This window comes from Oceanirhabdus seepicola (assembly GCF_023684385.1).
Classification (GTDB): Bacteria; Bacillota; Clostridia; order Clostridiales; family Clostridiaceae; genus Oceanirhabdus; species Oceanirhabdus seepicola.
On record NZ_JAGSOJ010000004.1, the window covers coordinates 1 to 23,404 of the forward strand.

Below are 23,404 nucleotides of genomic sequence, written 5' to 3' on the forward strand. Positions count from 1 at the left end.
GCTTAAAATATAATTACCAATTTTTTCATTGTTCGTATATAAACAATGGATTTTTTGACATGCACATTTTTAATAATTAATTTTAATTTACTTTACACTTGACTTCTATTAGCTGGTCTTCGACGCAGCTACCGCTGCTGAGCACCCTCCTTAAAACGGCAGGGGAAACACTTCCCCTACAACCCCTTCATTTTTTACTCTATAATAAATCTGTTTCATTAGAATATTTCTTCAAATCAATAACTTATCCACAGATTCAAGAATTTATAATTTCCTATAGAGCAAAAAAAGCAACCCAATCGGGCTGCCTAATTTATCAAACGTTATTTTTCCTCAGTATCAATAAATCTAATATAATATGCTACTCTAGTAGATTCTTCTGTTTTATTTACAACTTCATATTCTTTACCTTTAAGTTCTGCAACATCTTCTAGTGTTCCATCATAAATGTTTATTCTTATTATTTTGCTAGTATGATCTCTAAGTATTTTGTACTTTCCCATTCTTTTCTCCTTGTAAACGTTTCTACCTCTTATTCTTTCCAAGCGGTAGTTCCTTAGTTTTAAATTTGTTGAACCTAATTTATATATTGTTTCCAAAACTAGTATATTTTTAATCAACAAATATTACATTACTTATGTTATCACTTAAAATTATATATAATATTACTGTATCTGACAAGTGTTTTAGCAAACTTTCGACAAAAAATTCTTCACATTCTAAACTTGTAAAAAGCTTCCTACAAAAAAGAGCCTTAAAAGGCTCTGAATTTGTTGAAAAGTCACAAAATATTGTTTTAACTCTGTTTTAATCTTATTTAACTAATTAAACAAATTTTTGACCCAATTGATAAATCCTTTTTCTTCTTTTTCAGAAGACTTTTTATGACCCATAGTAGTTTTTCCTGATGCCACATCATCTTCATTTGCTTTGATTGCTTCTGTCTTCATAACAAATTTCACCTTACCATCCATGTTATCGCCAATATCAGTGAATGCTTCATAGTTCTCTGATAATTTTATTATTTCATCTTTTATATCTATTAAATATTTAACTTCTTCCATTTTTTCATCTAGTTCTAAGTAAGTTTTGTTTATTCCTTCTTCGTGGAATTTCTTCATATTAACACTTAATTCTTTAGTTCCACTTTCTAACTTTTCGCTTGCTTCATTTAATGCATTTCCACCATCAACAAGTTGATCTACTCCTGCTTTTAGCTCCGGAAGTTTGCTCTGTAATCCAAGAACTCCTTCATTGTAAAGTTTATTAAGTCCTTCAGAAACCTGCTCTGCACCAGCTACAAGTGTTGGGGTCTTTTCTGTTATTCCTTTTGCTCCTTGCTCTAATTTAGTTGCTCCTTCATTAAGACCAGCTAACCCTTCAGATAAGCCGCCTATTCCTGCATTTAATTGCTCTAATCCTACATTTAACTTAGTTGCTCCCTCTGTTAAACCTGCTGCACCAGCAACTAGTTTTTCTGAAGTAGGTTTTAACTGCTGTCCACCATCTGCAATAGCTTTCATTCCATCTGCTAAAGCAACACTTCCAATCTTTAATTCATCCATTTTCTTAGAATATTCTTTTGTTCCCTCTGAAAGCTTTTGTGCTCCTACATCTATTTTCTTTATGCCCTCATTTAATTTCACAATTCCATCATTTAGCTCATTCTGAGCTCCAACATATTGAGTAAATCCAACTTCTACCTTCTTAGCGCCTGCTTCCAATGCACCCATGCCTTTATTAAGATTATCAAGACCTGTAATAAGCTGACCACTTGATAACTTCAATCCATCTATAGCTTTTTTCTGCATTGCTAATTGAACTTCTAATTTCCCAACTAATTCTTCATTACCTTTTATCTTGCTTAATGCTTGTATTGTTTCTTGCAATTGAACATTAGATTTTAAAAGCCCCTCTATCAACTGTAGTTCTTTTTCTTTTCCATCCTTAATCTGCTTAACAGCCGCAACACTTTCACCTGTTCCTTTTGATAAATTACTCATTCCATCTTTTAATTCTTTATTTGAAGCTTGTAATTTATTCATTCCACCTGCAAGTAGTTCCGAATTTTTTGATATATCTTCAGTTCCATTTGCTATTTTAGCAGCATTAGAAGCTATTTCATTTGCCCCTTGAGATAATTTTTCTGCTCCTTGGGATAATTCTCTGCTAGACTTTTCAGCCTTAATACTTCCTTGTACCAGCGTACTAGTCCCTTCTGCAACCTTTAAAGAAGCATCTGCAAACTCACCAGTTTTCCCAGCTAATTCTTCTGCACCAGCTACAAAGTTTTTCCCTCCAGCCATGAACTGTTTTGTTCCCTCAACATACTTAACTGCTCCTTGTGAAAAACCCACTGCCCCTGGTCCAAACTGTTCAATTCCCTGAGCCAATTCTTTAATGCCTGCTGCTACCTGTTCTCCACCATCTTTTGCAGTCTTTGTCCCATCTGCAAGCTGAACAACTCCTTCACTAAGAGGTGTCATTGACTCTGCAAATGTATGCAATCCATCATTAAATTCTCCCATTTTCTCTGAAAATTCACTCATATTTTCAGAAAGTACACTACTTCCATCATTTAATTTTCCACTTGCATCCTTAAGTTCTGAAAGTCCATCCATTAACTCATCTAGAGTATCTGCTTTCTTAAATTCATCAGTAATGTTAATATTTGGTGTTGCAGTCACCATAATAGATCCAAGTTCAAAGTCTTCAGCATCTGCTGTAATCTCCAGATATTGTGGTAGATTCAAGGATTCCTTAAACTCTTTAAAAAGCTCACTTTCCTCAAAGCTCTCTTCAAGTCCTGGTAATGCTACGAATGTAACCACTTGATTATTCGCATCACCGATCATCTCTCCTCCATTTATCTTTACGTTTTTAAACTTATCTATAGGGAGATTCACCACTGTAATAGCTGCAAATGGAGTGTAGATTTTTTTCATTTTACCATCAACTAAAACCTCGTGTTCTTCTCTATTAAAGTACTGGATTTTAATTTTCACCTCTCCAGTTTTCCCTGCTATTTCTTCTGGTTGTATTTCCTCACCATCTAATGTATAAGTTATTTTGATCTCTAAAGGCAATTGCTTATCTGAATGTCCTTGATAAAATATATCATTATTATTAACTTTCCAAACAAGATTGCCATCCTTCTCTACAGGTAATTCTTCCCCTTTAAGATTGCTTACATTCTCCAAATCTGATCTATCATAAATTTCAATATTTTTTTCATCACTGTGAATCCAATCACTTACAATTGTTTTTTTAGCCTCACCATTTTCAGAAAGTATAACGTAAACTGATTCATCTTTATTAATAATGTCCTGTGCATATACAGCATTTGTTCCAACTAATGAAGCCGCGATTACTAAACAAGCCACTCTTTTAGACATACATTTCATTTTTGATTCCTCCGATTTTATATGATTAAGAATTATATACCGCTTCTTTTTTTGCTTCTTTATTTTTCCAGTTCCTTGTTGTTACTGATATTAATTTCTCACCAGCTAATAATAAAGATGGAAGAATAAATATTATAACAACCATACTTATTAATGCTCCTCTAGACATCATTAAGCACAATGACTTTATAAGTTCCATATCTGAAATAACACCTACACCAAATGTAGCCACAAAGAATGCTAGAGCACTTGTCACAATCGATCTTGCAGAACCTTTTACTGCAATCTCAGCTGCTTTAACCTTATCATGTCCATTCCTTAATTCTTCTCTAAATCTTGTTGTCATCAAGATAGCATAATCAACTGTTGCCCCCAATTGTATACATCCTATTACTATTGAAGCTATAAAAGGTATTGTGGTTCCAGTATAGAATGGTATACCCATATTTATGAATATTGCAAGTTCTATTGACATAACTAAAATTACTGGTATAGTAGCAGAGCCAAATATCAATAGTATTATTAAGAATATAGCTAATATAGATGCAAAACTTACTCGTTTAAAATCCGATTCAGAAATCTTTATTAAGTCCTTCGTAAGAGGTCCCTCTCCTGCGATCATAGCATTTTCATCATAGTTTTTTGCTATGTTTGTCATTTCCTCAATCTGAGCATTTTCTTCCGCTCTCGCCGCTTTATATTTGGAATTTGCTAATATCAATTTATATCCGTTATTTTGAACCATTTCCATTATATCTTGTGGAATAAATTCTGCTGGTATTTCAGGTCCCAAATATTTATCAACTGCTATAACCTTTTCTATTCCATCAACCTTTTCCATTTTCCCAACCATTTCTTTAACTTTATAAGAAGATAATTTATCACTTATAAGTATAAAATGTGTAGTACTCATGTTATATTGCTCTTTTAATTTATTTGTAGCTACAATAGATTTCATATCTCTTGGTAGCGATTCGTCTAGGTTGTAATACACCCCTGTATTTATCTTTCCATATATTGAAGGTATAAATGCTATTAAGAATATTACTATAAATAATTTATATTTCTTTGTTACAAAAGAAGCAGTCTTCTCAAAACTTGGAAGTAACGTTCTATGACTGAATCTATGAATAGGTTTATCAAAAACAAGTAGTAATGCTGGTAATACAGTTACTGTACAAATAACTCCAAATAAAACTCCCTTAGCCATTACTATTCCAATATCTTTACCTAGAGTAAGTTGCATTACACATAATGCTAAAAATCCAGCTATAGTTGTTAATGAACTTCCTGATATTGAAACTATGGTTTTCGATATTGCCTCTGCCATTGCTTCTGTTTTATCACTAAATTTTTCTCGCTCTTCATCATATCTGTGAAGTAAGAAAATAGAATAATCCATCGTAACTCCTAGTTGAAGAACCCCTGCAAGTGCCTTAGTTATATATGATATTTCCCCTAAAAAAATATTTGTTCCCATATTGAAAATTACCGCAAATCCTATACCCACCAAAAATACAAATGGGATAATTGTTGATTTCATTGTCATTGCTAGTACAAGAATTGATAGCACAACTGCAATAAGAATATACAATGGTGTTTCCTTATCTGATAAATCTTTAGTATCCTTCACTATGGCAGTAATACCACTTAAGAAGCACTGTTCTCCAGCTACTTCTCTAATTTCATCGATGGCTGCATGTGTTTCATCTGATATTTTTTCATACTCAAAGTTAATTAGCAGAATCGTTGAGTTCTCACTGAAAAGCACCTCTCTAATATCATCTGGAAGCATTTCATTTGGAACACTTACATTTAATAAATCATCAATCCATATAACATCTTTTATATTTTCAATGTTACTGATCTTACTTTTAAGTTTCAGTATATCATTGGTTTCCATTCCTTCTACAATTAACATGGAAGATTCTGCTGCTGTAAAATTCTCACTCAATATCTTCTGTCCCTCAGTGGAGTCAAATCCCGCTGGAACATAATCTAAAATACTATAGTTTATGCGGGTATTTATCATTCCATATATTGCTGGAAGCAGTAATACCGTAGCAATGATTAAAACCAAAACCCTCTGTTTGGCAATAAACCTTCCAAACTTTTTCATAATCCCATCTCCTCATATATAATTTATGACTTTTGGTCATTTTTTTATCTTAAAATCATTATACTCAAGAAATGACCAATGGTCAATTATTTTTTCTATTAAATCCCATGAATAAATTGTAAATAAAAAAGGCGCGTTTTACGCACCTTAATTTTGAATGATTTTTCTAATTGTCTTATAAAGTAATGGTTTCATATTTTGAATTTCATCTGGTTCTTTTAATATTATAGAGCTATATACTATAGCACTTGTAAGCTCCACAATCATAAATAATATTTTTTCAGCTTCATCTTTGGTAATTCCTTCATGTTCCAACTCGTCTATAAAATAATAAATTATTCTCCTTGCATTATCATACTGCTTAATATTTCTAAAAGCCGAATCGAATAGTCCCCATGAAAGATTTTTATGTATGAGTTTCAAAAGCTTTTTATCATGCCTCAATACTTCTATAATGTAATCAACAAACATAATAACCGAATCCACAAAACCCTTATTACCACTTTTGATAACTTCTTCCATTGCTTCAATTAAAATAGTATTGCTTTTTCTTACTACAATCAAATCCACTATATCATATTTATCTTGAAAATATAGATAAAATGTTCCTTTTGCAACACCTGCTTTTTTCACTATTTCGCTTATAGCAGTGTTGTTAATTCCTTTTGAAGTAAATAAATCATACGCAGCTTCAAATAATTTGCCTTCTTTCAGTAATTTATTTTCTTCACTCTTACTCATTTTTTTGTTAGTATTGTTATCTTCTTTCATAAATATCACCTTGAATTTCCATTATTATCAAATACATATTATAACCTTATTATAACCTAAATGTTATTTGAGTGCTATAGATAAACTACTTTGCATATTAATCTACAAAGTAAAAAGAAGAAACTTTCTGAATTTTATTCATTATTCAGAATATTTAAAATTTAAATCCATAAGGTACATGTCTACATTATCTAAGCTTATGAAATAAAAAACAAATGTTATCGTACCTATAATAGCTGATATTATTAGTATAAATATTATTTAAATTTTTATCATTAAGAAAAAAAAGCCTAATAATCAACTGATTTCCTTGATTACTAGGCTCTTTGAATATATTTGTAATGATAACTAATTTATTATTATAATCTTAACAAACCTGTTGTTCTTCAAATTGGCTATTATAAAGATTTGCATAAAAGCCTTTTTTCTCTAACAACTCTTCATGAGCACCTTGTTCCACAATGTCCCCATTATTCATAACTAATATTACATCTGCATCACGTATTGTTGAAAGACGGTGTGCAATAATGAAGCTAGTTCTATCTTGCATAAGGTTGTTCATAGCTTTTTGAATTTGTACTTCTGTACGTGTATCTACTGAGCTTGTTGCCTCATCTAGAATAAGTATCTTAGGATTTGATAATATAGCTCTTGCGATTGTTATCAATTGTTTCTGTCCTTGAGATACATTAGAAGCTTCTTCATTAAGTATCATATTATAACCATCTGGTAACATGTGTACGAAGCTATCTACATGAGCTGCTTTAGCAGCCTCTATAACTTCCTCATCTGTAGCATCTAAGCGACCATATCTAATATTCTCCATAATTGTACCGTTATACAACCAAGTATCTTGTAGAACCATACCAAATTGACTTCTTAAATCATTTCTTGTGAATTCACGGATATCTTCACCATCCACTAAAATAGCACCAGAGTTAACATCATAGAAACGCATTAGCAGTTTAACCATTGTTGTTTTTCCAGCTCCAGTTGGTCCAACAATAGCAACTTTTTGACCTGGCTGTATCTCAGCTGAGAAGTCATTTACTATGATAGTATCTTCTTTATATCCAAAGTGGACATTTTTAAATTCAACATGACCTTTAACATCATCAAGCTTAACTGGTTCTGTTGATTCTGCAATTTCATCTGATTCATCTAAGAATTCAAAAACACGTTCTGCAGCTGCTGCTGTTTGTTGAAGTACGTTAGAAATATTAGCAAGCTGTGAAATTGGTTGAGTAAAGTTTCTTACATATTGAATAAATGCTTGAATATCTCCAATCTCTATAGTTCTCTTTGCTGCAAGTGCACCACCAAGTACACACACTGCAACATATCCAATATTACCTACAATGTTCATAACAGGCATCATCAAACTAGATAAAAACTGTGATTTCCATGCAGTACCATACAATTTATCATTCATCTCATCAAACTCTTCAACACTTTTCTTTTCACAGTTGAAGGCTTTAATGATTAAATGACCACCATACATTTCTTCAATATGTCCATTTACATTCCCAAGATAATCTTGCTGTTTCTTAAAATACTTCTGCGATCTTTTTACAATGAACATTACCACAACCATGGAAACCGGAATAATACAAAGAGCCACTAAAGTCATCCATCCACTTATGCTGATCATCATAACCAAAACTCCAATTACAGTTGTTGCTGAAGTTATAATCTGAGATAAACTCTGGTTAAGCGTTTGATTCACTGTGTCTACGTCATTTGTAATACGGGATAGCACTTCTCCATGATTTGTACCATCAAAATATCTTAATGGCATTTTATTAATTTTTTCAGATATATCTTTACGCATTTTATAACTAACCTTCATTGAAACACCTGTCATGATGAATCTCTGAATGTATGAAAACAGAGCACTTAATCCATATAATCCAATTAAGATTAATATAATTCTACCGATGTAAGTGAAATCAACACCAGCTGATGCTCCTGATATTTTACCCATAACCCCTTCAAAAATCTTTGTTGTTGCTTTACCTAATAATTTTGGTCCATATATTGCAAATGCCGCACTTGCTATGGCAAATGTTATTACAATTATAAAGGATGCACGATAAGCTTTCAAATATGATAAGAGTCTTTTAATTGTTCCTTTGAAGTTCTTGGCTTTTCCTCCACCCATCATCATACCGCCTGGACCATGTCCTCCGCCGCCTCGTTTCATTCTTCTATTTACTGCTTTATCTTGCTGGCTCATGACAATTCCTCCTTCGACAATTGTGAAAGGGCAATCTCTTGATAAGTCTCACAAGTCTTCATCAATTCTTCATGGGTACCTAAGCCCACCATCTTACCATCATCTAATACAATAATCTGCTCTGCTTTTTTAATGGTAGATATACGTTGTGCCACAATCAGCATAGTACTGTCTCCAGTTTTTTCTTTTAATGCTCTTCTTAGGGCTGAATCTGTTTTAAAGTCTAAAGCTGAAAAACTATCATCAAATATAAATATCTTTGGTTTTTTAGCAAGAGCTCTAGCAATTGATAGTCTTTGCTTTTGACCACCAGACACATTAGTTCCCCCTTGAGAAATCTCTGTGTCAAAACCTTCTGGTTTTTCATTTATAAAATCCATTGCCTGAGCAATTTCAGCTGATTCTTTTAAATTTTCTGATGATGCATTCTCATCTCCATACTTTAAGTTTGATTCAATTGTTCCACTAAATAAAGATGCTTTTTGAGGAACATATCCAATAACATCTCTCACTTCATGTTGAGTTAAATCACGAATATCAATATCATCAATTGTTACTTTACCACTTGTCACATCATAGAAACGTGGTATTAAATTCATAAGAGTTGTTTTACCTGAACCTGTTGACCCAATAATAGCAGTTGTCTTTCCTGGTTCAGCTTTAAAGCTAATCTTCTTTATCATATCTTCTTGAGCACCTGGGTATCTGAATGATACATCTTTAAATTCCACAACACCGTTTAAATCTTCATCAAAATGTTTTGGTTCCTTAGGATCTATAATAGTTGGTTCTGTTTCAAGTACTTCTGCAATACGCTGTGCAGATACTGACGCTCTTGGTATCATGATAAACATCATTGAAAGCATTAAGAAAGCAAAGATTATTTGTAATGCATATTGCATAAATGCCATCATATCACCAACTTGCATTGCTGAATCAGCAATTTGATGAGCTCCAACCCATACTATCAATAAAGTTACACCATTCATAATTAAATTCATAGCTGGGAATAAAAATACCATTACTCTGTTAACAAATAAGTTTGTTTTTGTAAGATCTTCATTAGCTTTATTAAACCGTTGTTCTTCAAACTTCTGTGTATTAAAGGCACGAATAACCATCATACCTGAAAGATTTTCTCTAGTAACCATATTCAAACGATCCACTAATTTTTGTACCATTTTAAATTTGGGCAGCACTATTGAAAATAATATTGCTATCAATCCTAATAAAATTATCACAGCAATTGCAATAATCCATGACATAGAGCTATTTTTACTAGTTGCCTTAATTATTCCACCAATACCTATAATAGGAGCATAGAAAACCATACGTATCATAATCACCATTAAGGTTTGTATTTGAGTAACATCATTTGTACTTCTTGTAATTAAAGAAGCAGTTGAAAATTTATCAAATTCTCTATTTGAGAACCCCGATACTTTTGTGAATATATTTTTACGTAAGTTCCTACCTAATCCACCAGCTATTTTAGCTGCAATGAAACCAACAGTAATTGAACAAACTGCTCCAAGTAATGAAACCAGCAGCATTATACCACCAATTTTTAATATATAATTTCTTTGTATCTTCTCTGTATCCATTCCTAAAACTTCATAATTCTTTTGTACTACACTAATACCAGCTTGGATTGTCATAGCTTCATCCATCATTTCAAACTGTTTACTAGCGCCTTCCATCATTTGATTTCTCTGTTCCACAGGCATTTGACCTAAGACAACAAATAAATCTGTACCTGCTGGAATTTTCATGCCGTTAATCTCAATATCTCCACCATTGGCATCATCCATCATCTTGTTTATGCCCTCTACAGATAACAATGCTTTTGCCATTATTGGATTTAATTCATTAACTTCTGATTTATCAATATCTTTTAAAGTATAGATTACTTCTCCATCTAAGTTTGGATAAGTTTCTAAATAATCCTCATATTCTCTATCAGATGGATTAATTAAATCGTAACTATTATTTACTTTTTCCTTATTATCTTCATTTAAAAACAATATTAGTTTATCCATATCACTTTGCTTAAGAATATTCGGAACTGCGTGTTCCACTCCACCCTGTTGAATCCCTGTATTCACAATATTAGACATGTAATCTGGTAAAGCCAAATCAGTCATAGCTTGTGCATATAGGAGTCCAATTGCAACAAGGAGTGGTAGGATAAACGGTTTTAGAAATTTTACAAGTTTGTGCATATTGTTATCTACTCCTCACTATTATTATCATCCTTAACTCTATTTAATAATTTGTCTAAAATATCTAGCCCTATTAAAACTTTCTCTTCCTCTTCTGGTGTAGCAAGTTTCAAAACAGTTGATAAACTATCTTCTACAGTCTTAAACCTTTTTTCAGCTTCTTTTCTAAAGCTTTCAGTTACATCCACCATTACAACTCTACGATCTTCTTCACTTCTTTTTCTTTCCACAAATTTATTCTTTTCTAGTCGGTCAATAATGCCTGAAACAGTGCTGTTAGATAAAGCCATTTCTTCACTCAAATCACTTATTTTCATTTGCCCCTTACGTACCAATATTCCAATCAGCATACCTTGTGGTGCTGTTAAGTTAAGATCTTTGAATCTCTTGTGAAAATTATGTTTTAAAGATTCTTTTACACTTTTGATACTCCTTATAATTTCATAACTTTTGTCTAAATCTTTTATAATACTCACCTTCTTTAAGTTTATTTAGCATTAATTTTTTTCATATGCAATTATTTCGTATGCAATTGTTTCGCATACAATTATTTCGTATACAATTGTTTCGTATGCTAAATATATTTTATTCTTTATTCTGCTATGTGTAAATGCTTTTTCGAGATTTTTACATAAAATTCATTTTTATTTACATTTACTATATATTTTAAGTTTTATTTAATTATTTTACGTATGACTTACTAATTTGTACAATTTCCAAAATTGTTTTATTAAGTCCACCCCTTCCACATTTCGTCATTTATTTACATGATATACTCTTTGTGATAATATATAACCATAATACTTTTATAATCAAACTATAAGTATATCAAACAATTAATATACCTTATGTATGGTGTAAATTTAATCTAAATACTATATATAGTATAAAACTTTTAATTATAACACTTATGTTATTTGATTCTTACATAAGAATAGATTCTATTATTTAGGATCAACTTTTAATTTTTATAATTATTTTTAATTTAACACTACTTTTGATTATAAAAAACTAAGGAGGTTTTTATGGGTAATTTTTCATTAACAAAAAAGATGATGGCTTACTTTATATCAACTATATCAATTGCATTCACTATTTTCTTTTTAATAACTACATACAATTCTCTAAAAATCATTAATGAAGAAACCAGTGAAAAGCTTTCAATTACAGCTACTCAAGCCACGGATAGAATAAATTCTTTTCTATTAGAACAGAGAGTTAAAACAGAAATAATAGCTGATAGCGTACAAGCTTCCTATGATAATTTAAACCAGGATAATTTCAAAAATATACTTGAAAAATCCATCTCAGAAAATGACAATACCTTTGGAATGGGTATCTGGTTCGAACCAAGTATTTATAAAAACAAGGAATACTTTGCTCCTTATGGATATAGGGCTGAAGGTACTATATCTTATATGGACTATAGTAATGATTTCAAAGCATATAAAGATGAAAGCTGGTATATCCTAGGAAAAAACAAAGATAGAATTGCTGCTTGGAGCGATATATACGAAGATACTTCTGTAAATGTTACCATGATTACTGTTACAGTTCCAATGTATGAAAACAATACTTTTATAGGTAATATTACTGCTGATGTTGATTTAAATAGCTTATCAAAAACGATAGAGTCTTTAAATGTAGGAGATAATGGACACGCTTTCCTCTTAGATGCTAATGGAACATACCTAGCTGATAGTAATATTGAGAAAGTTACCAAAGGTATAAATATTTCTGCTGATACCACAGCTGGACTCGCTGAAAATTCATCAGAAATTCTTCAAAAGAGAACAGGAAACCTCTCCTTTGATGATAATGGAATAAAAAGCCAGTTGTACTATGCAAGTGTTCCTGAAACTAATTGGATTATAGGGATTGTACTCCCTCAAAGGGAAGTTTATAAGAAGTTAATAGGACTGATTGCAACCTTAGCTATTACTGCCTTGGTATCTATCCTTTCAATAATATTATTAATTATTTTTATTTCACGTAAGATAACTAAAGGAATTATCAATGTTAGTAAACTATCAGAATCTATGGCTACAGGGGATTTGACTTATAAGATTAATGTTAAAAGCAACGATGAAATAGGTCTTATGGCTAATAATTTTAATGATATGTCTGATAAAATAAATACAATTATTAAGAAAGTTGAAGGCATACTAAAGGATGTACTTCATTCTGCAAATGATTTATCTAGTATCGCACAAGATACACAAAAAGAAACTGAAATCATTTCAAATGCTATAGTGAATGTGGCTGAAGGTGCTGCATCTCAGGATAATATTCTATCTGATTCTGTTGAATCTGCTAACGAGATGAATAACGGTGTGGAACAAATTGCAAATAACATGCAGGAAATTCTAGCTTTTGCTCAAGAAACATCAGATATCTCAAATACAAATACTAAAGATATTGTTAAAGTAATTGAAAACATGGATGAGATAAATAAAAGCACTTTAGAATCATCTTCAGGAATCCATAAACTTAGCGCTATGTCAAATGAGATTGGAAATATAATATCATTGATTACTGATATTGCCGAACAAACAAATCTTCTAGCTCTTAATGCAGCTATTGAAGCTGCTCGTGCCGGAGAGCATGGTAGAGGCTTTGCAGTTGTTGCTGATGAAGTAAAAAAACTAGCAGAACAATCCAGTGGCGCTACATTAAATGTAAGTAAACTCATAGGAGATATACAATCTGAGATTGAGAATGTTGTTAACTCAATGGACAAAGGTACCTCTATTGTGCAAGAAGGAACTGCTCTTGTTCGCAACTCAGAGAAAGCATTTGTAGATATAAACTTAGCAATATCAAAGATTTTTGATCAAATACACGAAATTTCCTCAGTTACAGAGGAACTGTATGCTACAAGTTCAAATGTGAGCGATGGTATGATAAGTATCTCAGATATTTCAAAAGAAGCAATCGCTAATACGGAAGAAGTATCTAGTAATACTGAAGAACTTCTTGCTTCAATGAACTTAGTTTCAGAATCTGCTGATAAACTAACAGCGCTCTCAAATGATATAAAAGAAGCCTTTTCTTTCTTTAAAACTAAATAAAAAATTAAAACCCAAGGTTGATTCATATGGCGTATAACGCTATTTTCATCCTTGGGCTTTAATTTATGTTGTTATATCTAAGGCACATTGATATTTTAGTAAATATCAACTTCTCCATCATCTAATCTTTCACTTATTGTTTCATTTATAATACTTATTAATTCTTCTCTAGTCATATCTCCAATACTAACGTCTTGATTTTCTCCTTTTAATTCGGTTTCAAAATCATTCAATAAATATTCCTGTGCTTTATGTAATCTTTTCTTAATAATTGATTGTTTTATATATACTTCCCCATCTTTCTCAATACAATAATCTTCATTAAGGGAGCCATCATCATGAACATCAATTATACTAATAGGAAATATTGTATTATTATAAATATGGTCTTTAATATATTCAATTTGCTTTTCTGTAAAATCTCTCACTCTTATCCTCTCCTTAAATCATTGTCTTTCAGCTCTACATAAAGTTCTTTTTATTTTCTTTTGTTACATTGGTATTCTTTGCAATTATAGTCACTAATATTCAATAAAAATAAAAAAAAGCCACGCGCTACGTGCCTTGAAAACAAATACACTAATCAATAATCATATGTTGCATACACTTAGCAATTTTTATCAGTTCATTTTTTTATAAAAGTGATACAATTAATGTGGGGGTGGAAGAATGGATTATATAGATCACATACAGATGGCCATTGTGTATATAGAAGATAACCTAAAAAACAAGATAAATTTAACTGATTGCGCAAAAGTATCAGGTTATTCTGATTATCATTTTTTAAGAATATTTAAAGAATCAACAGGAATAACGCCCGGGAAATATATAAAGCGAAGAAGAATCAGTGAGGTTGCAAAACTCATAATGATAGATCACTCCTATATGTTCAAAGCTGCATATGAGTATGGTTTTAACTCCTATGAAAATTTTCTTCGCGCTTTCAAGAATGAGCATCATGTTACCCCCATTGAATATAAGTTAAATGATAACAGTCTACACCTTTATAACAAAATAGATCTGTACAAACTAAGAGATGAAAGAAATAATCTTTCCCCTAAACCACGAATAATCCAATTAGCTCCCATTCATCTATATGGATACCTCCATAAGTCATCCTTTAAAACCTCACTTAAGGATGTACCTACATTTTGGAACAGGTATAATTGCGGTAGATTAGGAGAGAAGCTACTTCCTCAGGCAGACAATACTAGAAGATATGATTATGGAGTAGCAATAGTCAATCATGAAAATGAATCATTTGAATATTTCATAGGTGTTGAGAGTTGTGAGAATATACCTAATACTGATCATATTACACTCCCAGCTGGGACCTATGTTTCATTTACGACCCCTACTGCAGATAGTTTTACTTTTGTTGATACCATCCATAGAACATGGAAGTATATAAATGAGTGGTTCAGAACAAGTGATTATATTAAACTCAAAGGATATGAATTTGAAAGATACTGTGAAAAAAGTTACACATATAGCGAAGAAATATTAATACCAGTTAAGAAAAAGGAGAGATAATAATGGAAAACTTAAAACTATCATGGGGTGATGGAATATTTAACCCTTATCTTCCTCTAACCCTATACCAATCTACTCCATATGGACAATATGCATACCTAGCAACTATGCTAATAAAGCAAAATATAATTAACAATTTTTATTAATACCAGTTAAGAAAGGATAGGACACTTATGAGTTTTTTTGAACAATATGGTAAAGTGCTTCAAGAATTATATGACATATCAAATCCAATAATTAAATATAAAATTGATAAGGAATTTTATGGAAAAGATAATATATCAATCGAGCAATATATTTCATTTGAAGACTCTTCAATTAAATATTGGTTGAACACATATAATAGCGATAAAATCCATGGCAGAGAGGACTGTGCATATGAAAATTCCATAGCTAAGTTATTGGAGTATGGTCTTACAAAAAATGATCAAACATTTAACCAACTATTTAGCATTTTGTTAGAAGATGAACATTGGAAAGTAGATACTTCATTTGAAGGAATTTTAATGAAAACAGTAAAATACCCATTCTTAATCCGTGCCGGTTATTACGATAACAAACATATTAATAGTTATTTCCATGATAGACTTCAAAAGATTGAAAAGGCAATTGAAACGTATGGATATGATTTTAAAGATATTAATAATAAAATACCTCAAAAGTATAAAGATCAGTTCATTTTTAAATTTAATAATAAATTAGAATCATTACCTACTTTTTACGATTTATATGCCTTTGCTTTTTATCCACACAATAATGCAGATACTACTAGACGAATCGAGAAAATAGTTCAATATTTACTAGATGAAAAATTTCAAAATATCCCTAAAAAAGCCTATATACACGACATTGAAAAGAAAAGGTATTATGCAGCTGGAAATGTTTATCATGCATGTATGATAGAAGAACGTAAGCTATTAACAATTTTTTTATTATCTCATTTTAAAACAGTAGGCGGAAATGACCTTTTTATGAATGAATTAAAGAAATTACTATCTTATCGTTGTCACGATGGATTCTATGAGTTTGATAAATCACTAATCAAGGAAAAGAAAGATGGTTATTATATATATTCAGGTAGTCATATGGGATTGGGCGAAAAAAGAAGTAATACGAATTGGAGAAAGATAGAATCAACTTTTTGGATGCTAAAAATATTATTAAACCTAGAAACTAATAATATAGAGGTACTACCCTAAATATATTAAGGAGAGATAATAATGGAAAACTTAAAACTATCATGGGATGATGGAATATTTGACCCTACTGGTTTCCTTCACTCATTTATTAAATCAATGGCATTATCATTGAACTTTAGCAACTTAACAACTTCACCTGAAGATATTGTTGCCACAACAGGATTTGCCTTTAGAATGTGGGTTCATAAAAACCTATGCCCAAGTGCAATGAGCATATTTGATTTCTCATTATGTAAAAGCACCCTTGAGAGCGCTGGGTTCTCATGCCACCATATAAGCAGATTATGGAATGAAGAAAATCTTGAACACTCAAGAAGAACAGAATCAGTACAATCTATAAAGAACTCATTAGATGATAATATTCCTCCTGTAGTGTGGGATGTTGGGATTCCTGAATGGGGCCTTATCACAGGGTATAATGATGTTTCTGAGAAGTTCACATACCTCTCTATAACTGGAAGTATTGATGAAATGGATTATGATAATCTAGGACGAGGTGAAATCCCTATCCTCTCAGTGACAATTCCCACAGGAGTGACTGATAAGAGTGAAATAGATATCCTTAAAGATACAATTAAAATAATTATTGAACACGCAGATGGGAAAGAGTGGTGCGATGAGAATGCCTCTGGTCTTAAATCGTATGATCTATTAATTGATTACATCACCAATACACCAAATGAATCTCTAGATGATTTTTCAATGAAATATTACCTAGGTACTTATGCTTCTTTAAGATATTATGCTTGGAGATACATGGATAAAATGAGCTCACTATGTACTGAACTGAACTCAGTAGCTAAGGGTTATAAAAAGGTTTATGAGTTATTGAAGTCAACATATGAAGTAATAGTTGAATCATCTAATGTTAGCGATATTAGAAACACCATAATATCTAATATTTCTAATGCTAGAGATGAAGAGACTCAGTGCGTGGAGATGCTTAAAACAAATGGAGAATTGATAATGTAGAATGGAGAATGATGGATGTTTCTGCTTCAGGGCAGAAACTACATCTCATTGTTTTGAAAATAATAGGATTTTACTCATTTTATCTGATATAAAATATTGTAATAAAACTACAATGTTTCATTTTTAATGAAACAAGTAAACTCGCATTATCCAAGGAACAATAAGATTATAATTTCACAGTGTGAAATATCAATCATTCTCCATTATCAATTATACATTATCCATTATGTTTTACTTAGCTTGCAGGATGCTCACCAAATTCAGTATTTATAATCCCCTCTAATTCACTTTGAGGAACACTTAACTCAATAAATTCTTTAGCACTATCATCTAAAGGCATGTAGTAAAATACTACATCATCCCCATTAAAGTAAACACGAATTCCTTCAGCTTCTAGTCCACCTTCAATTCCATTATCAATAGCCTTTTGATTTAGAATTTCTCTTACCTTAGTTTCAGTTTCTGCATCATTAACTAAATTGCTATATGCGATTTCATTTGTTGAAGTTATATCCAAACTTACACTGTTTTGTACTGTAACTTCTCCAACTCCATCAATTTTAGCAGTACCCTTGAATACTACACTTAGAATATTTTCATCCATACGTGTTATTTCATAGTCGATTTCTACATCAGAATAAGCTTCGTTATCTAAATATACCTGTGCATTTTTTATAAGACTCTGATTCAGATAATCTTTAGAAAGCTCACCTGGGAAATCTTTAATTTGAGGATAACTTACTTTTATATTTCTATCCTCATTTTCTAAAACTTCTCCTGATAGAGTATAATTTAGATCAGATTTTTTTTCATTTTCCGCTGCCTCTTTATTAGATTTATCATTTTGTACTTGTTTTTGATTTTGCCCATTGTTTGCTGTAGCTTCATTGCTTCCACATCCAGATAAAACAATTCCAGTACCTAATAATACTGCTGCAATCATTGCTTTTGTTTTCATCTTGTTGTAACCTCCTGAAAATTTTAATTATTATGTAGGTGTCTTGCCTACAATCTATATTATATAGATTTTTTTTCTATTCACATTACAGATAGGTTACAGAAGAAATATTTCTTGAGATATTATTTTTTATCTAATATATAATGCAATAATTATCCCTCCCACAATCAATCTATATATTGCAAATACCTTCATTGGCTTTTTCTTTAAATAATTTATAAATTTATCAACAACTATTAAAGCTACTATGAATGCAGTAATAAATCCAACAATTAGTACAATTATATTACTAGCAGTCAACTCTACTGATGTAGTTACTAATTCATATCCTGTAGCCCCCACCATTACTGGTAATGCTAGAAAGAAGGAAAACTCCGTTGCAGCATATGTTGAAAGTCCAGCTATCCATCCTCCCATGATTGTTGAAGCTGATCTAGACATCCCAGGCCATAAAGCCATACATTGAGCAATTCCTATTATTATTGCTTGTTTATAGGTAACATGATTTATATCTCTAGATACTTTTTTATCCCTTGTTCTTTTTTCCAATACAATCATAAGAATAGCACCTACAACCAAGGCAATTCCTACTGGTAATGGTTTGAATAATATTTCTTCAATTTTATCCTTAAATAATACGCCTAAAACTCCGAATGGTATTATAGCTATAAATACAGGAATCCAAAACCGCCAACCTTCTTTTTCAAATTTTAGAAAAGATATTACCGAAGTATAAATCTTCTTCCAAAACAGCACAACAATAGCTAATATCGCTCCTAACTGTATTACAACAATAAACAGATTTGAAAATGCTCCATCAAATTTTATAAAATCACGTACTATAATCATATGCCCCGTTGACGATACTGGTAAAAACTCAGTTATCCCCTCAACTATACTAATGATTATCGCCTTTATTAAGGTCATAAATAGCTCCATCTTTCCACTCCCTATTTAAGTATATTCCATTACATTCTACGCTTTTCTTTTACTTGTAACAACCTTTATAAATTTTTTAATAGCAAGTAAATAGAATATTATATATACCACGGCTAATACACCTATAGATATTGCACCTGGAACTATAAGACTTCTACTCATAATTAATGCTAATACTCTCAATGCAACTATTCCATGTATACTTCCTATCACTAAAGGTAAAATGCATTGTATAGCGCCCTGTTTTATGGCTGTAATCCAAATCTCCCTTTTAGTAACCCCAATGTTCATAAGTCTTATATATTTTTCCTTATCCATATATGCTTCAGTTATTATATTGAAATAGACCATTACTCCTGATGCAACGATGAATACAAATGCAAGTATCCCACCAAGGAAAAAATATACCGACATCTCTTTAAATCTATTTTCATCTAGGGATTCTTGTGATAATGCCACAACTTCTTCACTTTCTTTAAAATTATTTGTTATATCCTCCGTAATGGTTTTTAATTTATCCCTATTTTTTATATTCAAACCAGTGTATCTATATTCCGTGAATAGTCCCTTGTATTTCTCATAGTCCTCATCTCTCATAACTAATGCAGGTACATTAGCTAGCTTCCCAAATAATGGTGCATATATATTCTTCTCAATGTTTAGTTGCATCCCTTTAGAGTTTACATACTTTTCGTCTATAAAACTAACCAAAAGTCCTGGTCTCATTATAAAAGTAACTAGATCTTCTCCAATCACAACTTTAGATAGAATCTTATCTGCTTTTTTCCCTTCGATGGCTCTCACTATTTTCTCAAAATCTGAGTACCTTAGAGCAAAATAATCAGTGAAATAATACATGTTAGAATTCTTTTTCTCATTAACATTTACTTCATCTATATGCATTCCATCTATTGTTATTGAGAAATCAATATCATCTCCATTATCTTTTATTACTTCTTTAACTTTATTAGTATTCTCCTCATGTCTCTTTGATTCAGACATGAATGCTAAGTGAAAAGGTGCCTCATATCGCTTTGTAAGTGCCACATTATATTTGATTGAGTAACATGTACCAAAAGCGGTTACTGCACAAGCAACTAATATTGCAACAGCAGTAAGACTCTTATAATTCTTTCTTATTCTATATGCTAGGTTTGAAACTGCAATTATATTTGTTCCTCTATAAAATATATTTTTTTTCCCCTGTAACCACTTAATAACAGAGGGTATAAGTGCTTGAAATAACCAAAACGTTCCCCAAACAATTAGTCCAATAACGACAGGTATTTTAATTACAAGGTAAGGATCTATCTTATATGAGATAAAATAATATGCTCCTCCTATTATCATCACTGATAATATCCCTTTAATAATACTCACCTTCTGTTGTTTCTCCTCCATCTTTGAAGCATTGAAAAGGTCTATTAATTTACTTCTATTTATATTTATATATCCTCTAATAGATGCCACTATGAAGAATAAAGCGAAGAATCCACCGGTCTCTAAAAGACTCTTAGTTGATAAAAAAAACTCAATCTTAACATTACCAATAGCCACTTTTGCTAATGCCATTAAAAACAATTTGTTTAATAGTATTCCGCCTATTATTCCAAAGAAGAGAGCCGTTAGCCCCATAGATATGGATTCTATTACATACACCATTCCAATCTCTTCTGTTGTAACTCCCATAAAGGAGTACATTCCAATCTCTTTCTTTCTTTGTTTCAGAAATATGGTGTTTGAGTACCAAACAAAGAATGCTAAGAAAAGTATCAATAAAAAGGCTGCTGCGGATGAGGCCCCTTTAGCTGCATAATGAAGAGAATCAGAACCCAGGGCATCTGGATTATATTTTAATGTTGCGAAATTATAATATATTACTATTGAAAATATCATAGCTAACAAATGAACACTATAAGCTCTTATATTATTTTTAAAATTACTCTTTGCTAAATTAAACGCACTCATTTTCAACCCCTCCAAGAGCTCCCATTAGATCAATTATCCTTTGGTAAAATTCTTTTCTTGATGTATCCTTATTAAGCTTTGCATGTATCTTTCCATCCTTTAGGAATAAAACTCTCTTGCAGTAGCTTGCAGCAAAAGCATCATGTGTTACCATAATAACAGTGGTTTTAAAATCCTCATTCATTCTAACAAGACTCTTTAATAGATCTGCAGAAGATTTGGAATCTAATGCCCCTGTTGGCTCATCAGCTAGTACTAATTTTGGTTCAGTAATAAGTGCTCTTGCTGCAGCTGTTCTCTGCTTTTGCCCTCCTGATAGTTCATATGGATATTTGTTCAACTGATCATCAATACCGAAGAAGTTACTTATTTTGTTTACCTTTTCAATTATTTTTTTACTATTCTTCTTCCCTAATGCAAGTGGTAATGCAATGTTATCCATTATGGTCATATTGTCCAACAGGTTAAAATCTTGAAATATAAATCCCAACTCTTCTTTCCTGTATTTAGTCAATGATTTTTTGCTTAACTTAAGAATGTTATCACCTTTATAAAAGATTTCACCTGTAGAAGGTGTATCTATTGTAGATAATAAATTAAGCATTGTGGTCTTCCCTGATCCTGATGGACCCATTATAGCAAGGAAATCCCCCTCCTCTATTTCAATATCAATCCCATCTAGTGCTTTATACTTAACCCCTCTGCTTCCATATACCTTAGTTATATTTTTCACTTCCATTATTGTACTCATATTAAATACCTCCAATTTATATTTTGTAAAGCGCGCTATACATTACCTTAGTTCAAACATTCATCTATAAAAGCATTTACTTCCTTCGTCATTTCCTCTGAACAAGTCCAGTGCAAATAATGATGTCCTTCTAGAACAATTACTCTCCCACTATCTAAATCATTTAAATATGTTTCATAAAAAGACACACTAGTTTTACCATCTTCTCTCTTTTTGGATCTTTCATATGTGAAAATTAGGACTGGTAATTCCTTAGGATAAGACATCTTTATAGTTTTATCTAAGTTATTCTGAATTTCATTCACTTCTGATACTATATTTTTATTACCTAACTTCCAGCCTGAAATCATTTTTATTAAGTTCAAATCATCTTTTGAATAGGCTCCATCTCTTGCAATAGGCAAAAAACTATCTGGTGTTATTAATAATCCAAGCCTTGCAATTCCAGTTGGAACTGCCCAAGCTGTGCACTTAGGTAATGTCTTACTAGGTTCACCAAAATATTCACACATATTTGGCATTGAACAATCAATACCTATAATAGCTTTTACTTCTTCGGGGTATGTATTTGCATAATACATACTATAAACACCAGAGATTGAATGTGGCATTAAAATATATGGTCCTTGGATTCCTGATTTTTTCAATGCACTTCTAGTTTCTTCAACAATCTTCTCTACTGTTCTCTCTTTATCAGTTAAATCACTCCACCCATAACCGAAATTTTCAACAACTACTACTCTGTATTTTTTTGATAATTCGTCAGTTAGAGGCATAAAATCCAGTACTGGTGCCGCTGTTCCTAAACCACTAAGCAGCACAATTGTATCTTTGCCCTCACCTTTTGTGTAAACATGCATTTCTTTTCCATCTATCTCAACCATTTTTCCAATTGGTAAGTTATTCTTCTTTTCTATTACAGTTAAGATATTACTGATAAGTACCCATAATATAAACAAAATAATAATTACACACAAACTATAACCTAATATTTTTGTGGTCTTTCTCAAAATATTTTTTGTTTCCATTAATCTCTATAGCCCTTTCTAAATATTTACTTACAAATGTATGCACTTAATCATAAAGAATCTTTTTTCTTCTTTAAGCTTTAATATTTCAAAATTTCTTTTTCTTAATGATCATTAATTACCTGTTATCTATATGATACAGTTTTCGTAAACCTTATTCCATATTTTAGAGTTACAGTTTCATAATGGTATGTTACATCTTTGTAACATACCCTTAATATTGTTGTTGAAAA

At 31.4% G+C, this 23,404-nt stretch carries 18 protein-coding genes; 5 read left to right on the forward strand and 13 right to left on the reverse strand.

The window, feature by feature from the left end; genetic code table 11:
• Positions 1-323 precede the first annotated feature (323 nt).
• The 7 genes from KDK92_RS17000 to KDK92_RS17030 form a co-directional block, all read right to left on the reverse strand.
• Entirely contained in the window at positions 324-503 is a 180-nt protein-coding gene (locus KDK92_RS17000; protein ID WP_250860556.1) for a hypothetical protein, read from the reverse strand.
• A gap of 318 nt (positions 504-821) precedes the next feature.
• On the reverse strand, positions 822-3,404 hold the full coding sequence (locus tag KDK92_RS17005) for a coiled-coil domain-containing protein (protein ID WP_250860557.1): 2,583 nt from the start codon (positions 3,402-3,404) through the stop codon (positions 822-824).
• Positions 3,405-3,429: 25 nt separating this feature from the next.
• Positions 3,430-5,523 carry an efflux RND transporter permease subunit gene (locus KDK92_RS17010; RefSeq protein WP_250860558.1) on the reverse strand — a complete coding sequence of 698 codons (2,094 nt, stop codon included), beginning with the start codon at positions 5,521-5,523 and terminating at the stop codon, positions 3,430-3,432.
• Between the two features lie 147 nt (positions 5,524-5,670).
• On the reverse strand, positions 5,671-6,294 hold the full coding sequence (locus KDK92_RS17015; RefSeq protein ID WP_250860559.1) for a TetR/AcrR family transcriptional regulator: 624 nt from the start codon (positions 6,292-6,294) through the stop codon (positions 5,671-5,673).
• 367 nt (positions 6,295-6,661) lie between these two features.
• Positions 6,662-8,530 (reverse strand): ABC transporter ATP-binding protein, encoded by a 1,869-nt coding sequence (locus tag KDK92_RS17020; RefSeq protein ID WP_250860560.1) that lies wholly within the window; start codon positions 8,528-8,530, stop codon positions 6,662-6,664.
• Entirely contained in the window at positions 8,527-10,752 is a 2,226-nt protein-coding gene (locus KDK92_RS17025) for an ABC transporter ATP-binding protein (RefSeq protein ID WP_250860561.1), read from the reverse strand. Before KDK92_RS17025 ends, KDK92_RS17020 begins: the two co-directional genes overlap by 4 nt.
• Before the next feature lie 8 nt (positions 10,753-10,760).
• Complete coding sequence (locus KDK92_RS17030; RefSeq protein WP_250860562.1) at positions 10,761-11,228, reverse strand: MarR family winged helix-turn-helix transcriptional regulator; 468 nt, start codon at positions 11,226-11,228, stop codon at positions 10,761-10,763.
• Positions 11,229-11,777: 549 nt separating this feature from the next.
• On the opposite strand from KDK92_RS17030, the gene KDK92_RS17035 reads away from it, so the two are divergent.
• Positions 11,778-13,823 (forward strand): methyl-accepting chemotaxis protein, encoded by a 2,046-nt coding sequence (locus KDK92_RS17035; protein WP_250860563.1) that lies wholly within the window; start codon positions 11,778-11,780, stop codon positions 13,821-13,823.
• A gap of 95 nt (positions 13,824-13,918) precedes the next feature.
• Here KDK92_RS17035 and KDK92_RS17040 read toward each other — a convergent pair whose 3' ends face one another.
• Positions 13,919-14,251, reverse strand: coding sequence for a hypothetical protein (locus KDK92_RS17040; protein WP_250860564.1), 333 nt, complete (start codon positions 14,249-14,251; stop codon positions 13,919-13,921).
• A 241-nt stretch (positions 14,252-14,492) separates the two neighbouring features.
• On the opposite strand from KDK92_RS17040, the gene KDK92_RS17045 reads away from it, so the two are divergent.
• Genes KDK92_RS17045 through KDK92_RS17060 form a run of 4 tightly spaced genes read left to right on the forward strand, consistent with a single transcriptional unit; the run spans position 14,493 to position 17,527 of the window.
• The gene (locus tag KDK92_RS17045) at positions 14,493-15,356 is read left to right on the forward strand and encodes an AraC family transcriptional regulator (RefSeq protein WP_250860565.1); all 864 of its coding nucleotides are present in this window, start codon (positions 14,493-14,495) and stop codon (positions 15,354-15,356) included.
• 2 nt (positions 15,357-15,358) lie between these two features.
• Positions 15,359-15,502, forward strand: a complete 144-nt coding sequence (locus tag KDK92_RS17050; protein WP_250860566.1) for a hypothetical protein — start codon at positions 15,359-15,361, stop codon at positions 15,500-15,502.
• Positions 15,503-15,529: 27 nt separating this feature from the next.
• Positions 15,530-16,555: a hypothetical protein gene (locus KDK92_RS17055; RefSeq protein ID WP_250860567.1), complete on the forward strand. Its 1,026-nt coding sequence runs from the start codon at positions 15,530-15,532 to the stop codon at positions 16,553-16,555.
• Between the two features lie 21 nt (positions 16,556-16,576).
• Positions 16,577-17,527, forward strand: a complete 951-nt coding sequence (locus tag KDK92_RS17060) for a hypothetical protein (protein WP_250860568.1) — start codon at positions 16,577-16,579, stop codon at positions 17,525-17,527.
• A gap of 235 nt (positions 17,528-17,762) precedes the next feature.
• On the opposite strand, the gene KDK92_RS17065 is transcribed toward KDK92_RS17060, so the two are convergent.
• The 5 genes from KDK92_RS17065 to KDK92_RS17085 form a co-directional block, all read right to left on the reverse strand.
• Entirely contained in the window at positions 17,763-18,485 is a 723-nt protein-coding gene (locus tag KDK92_RS17065) for a hypothetical protein (RefSeq protein ID WP_250860569.1), read from the reverse strand.
• Between the two features lie 129 nt (positions 18,486-18,614).
• Positions 18,615-19,424 carry an undecaprenyl-diphosphate phosphatase gene (locus KDK92_RS17070; RefSeq protein ID WP_250860570.1) on the reverse strand — a complete coding sequence of 270 codons (810 nt, stop codon included), beginning with the start codon at positions 19,422-19,424 and terminating at the stop codon, positions 18,615-18,617.
• A 36-nt stretch (positions 19,425-19,460) separates the two neighbouring features.
• Entirely contained in the window at positions 19,461-21,392 is a 1,932-nt protein-coding gene (locus tag KDK92_RS17075; RefSeq protein ID WP_250860571.1) for an ABC transporter permease, read from the reverse strand.
• Positions 21,379-22,143, reverse strand: a complete 765-nt coding sequence (locus KDK92_RS17080) for an ABC transporter ATP-binding protein (protein WP_250860572.1) — start codon at positions 22,141-22,143, stop codon at positions 21,379-21,381. Before KDK92_RS17080 ends, KDK92_RS17075 begins: the two co-directional genes overlap by 14 nt.
• A 47-nt stretch (positions 22,144-22,190) precedes the next feature.
• On the reverse strand, positions 22,191-23,171 hold the full coding sequence (locus KDK92_RS17085; protein ID WP_250860573.1) for an alpha/beta fold hydrolase: 981 nt from the start codon (positions 23,169-23,171) through the stop codon (positions 22,191-22,193).
• Between the last annotated feature and the right edge of the window lie 233 nt (positions 23,172-23,404).

What these genes read in the sequence shown, in the direction of transcription:
- KDK92_RS17000 (WP_250860556.1), bottom strand. Translation starts at nt 503, where the DNA reads ATGGGAAAGTACAAAATACTTAGAGATCATACTAGCAAAATAATAAGA.
- KDK92_RS17005 (WP_250860557.1), bottom strand. Translation starts at nt 3,404, where the DNA reads ATGAAATGTATGTCTAAAAGAGTGGCTTGTTTAGTAATCGCGGCTTCA.
- KDK92_RS17010 (WP_250860558.1), bottom strand. Translation starts at nt 5,523, where the DNA reads ATGAAAAAGTTTGGAAGGTTTATTGCCAAACAGAGGGTTTTGGTTTTA.
- KDK92_RS17015 (WP_250860559.1), bottom strand. Translation starts at nt 6,294, where the DNA reads ATGAAAGAAGATAACAATACTAACAAAAAAATGAGTAAGAGTGAAGAA.
- KDK92_RS17020 (WP_250860560.1), bottom strand. Translation starts at nt 8,530, where the DNA reads ATGAGCCAGCAAGATAAAGCAGTAAATAGAAGAATGAAACGAGGCGGC.
- KDK92_RS17025 (WP_250860561.1), bottom strand. Translation starts at nt 10,752, where the DNA reads ATGCACAAACTTGTAAAATTTCTAAAACCGTTTATCCTACCACTCCTT.
- KDK92_RS17035 (WP_250860563.1), top strand. Translation starts at nt 11,778, where the DNA reads ATGGGTAATTTTTCATTAACAAAAAAGATGATGGCTTACTTTATATCA.
- KDK92_RS17045 (WP_250860565.1), top strand. Translation starts at nt 14,493, where the DNA reads ATGGATTATATAGATCACATACAGATGGCCATTGTGTATATAGAAGAT.
- KDK92_RS17050 (WP_250860566.1), top strand. Translation starts at nt 15,359, where the DNA reads ATGGAAAACTTAAAACTATCATGGGGTGATGGAATATTTAACCCTTAT.
- KDK92_RS17055 (WP_250860567.1), top strand. Translation starts at nt 15,530, where the DNA reads ATGAGTTTTTTTGAACAATATGGTAAAGTGCTTCAAGAATTATATGAC.
- KDK92_RS17060 (WP_250860568.1), top strand. Translation starts at nt 16,577, where the DNA reads ATGGAAAACTTAAAACTATCATGGGATGATGGAATATTTGACCCTACT.
- KDK92_RS17065 (WP_250860569.1), bottom strand. Translation starts at nt 18,485, where the DNA reads ATGAAAACAAAAGCAATGATTGCAGCAGTATTATTAGGTACTGGAATT.
- KDK92_RS17070 (WP_250860570.1), bottom strand. Translation starts at nt 19,424, where the DNA reads ATGGAGCTATTTATGACCTTAATAAAGGCGATAATCATTAGTATAGTT.
- KDK92_RS17075 (WP_250860571.1), bottom strand. Translation starts at nt 21,392, where the DNA reads ATGAGTGCGTTTAATTTAGCAAAGAGTAATTTTAAAAATAATATAAGA.
- KDK92_RS17080 (WP_250860572.1), bottom strand. Translation starts at nt 22,143, where the DNA reads ATGAGTACAATAATGGAAGTGAAAAATATAACTAAGGTATATGGAAGC.
- KDK92_RS17085 (WP_250860573.1), bottom strand. Translation starts at nt 23,171, where the DNA reads ATGGAAACAAAAAATATTTTGAGAAAGACCACAAAAATATTAGGTTAT.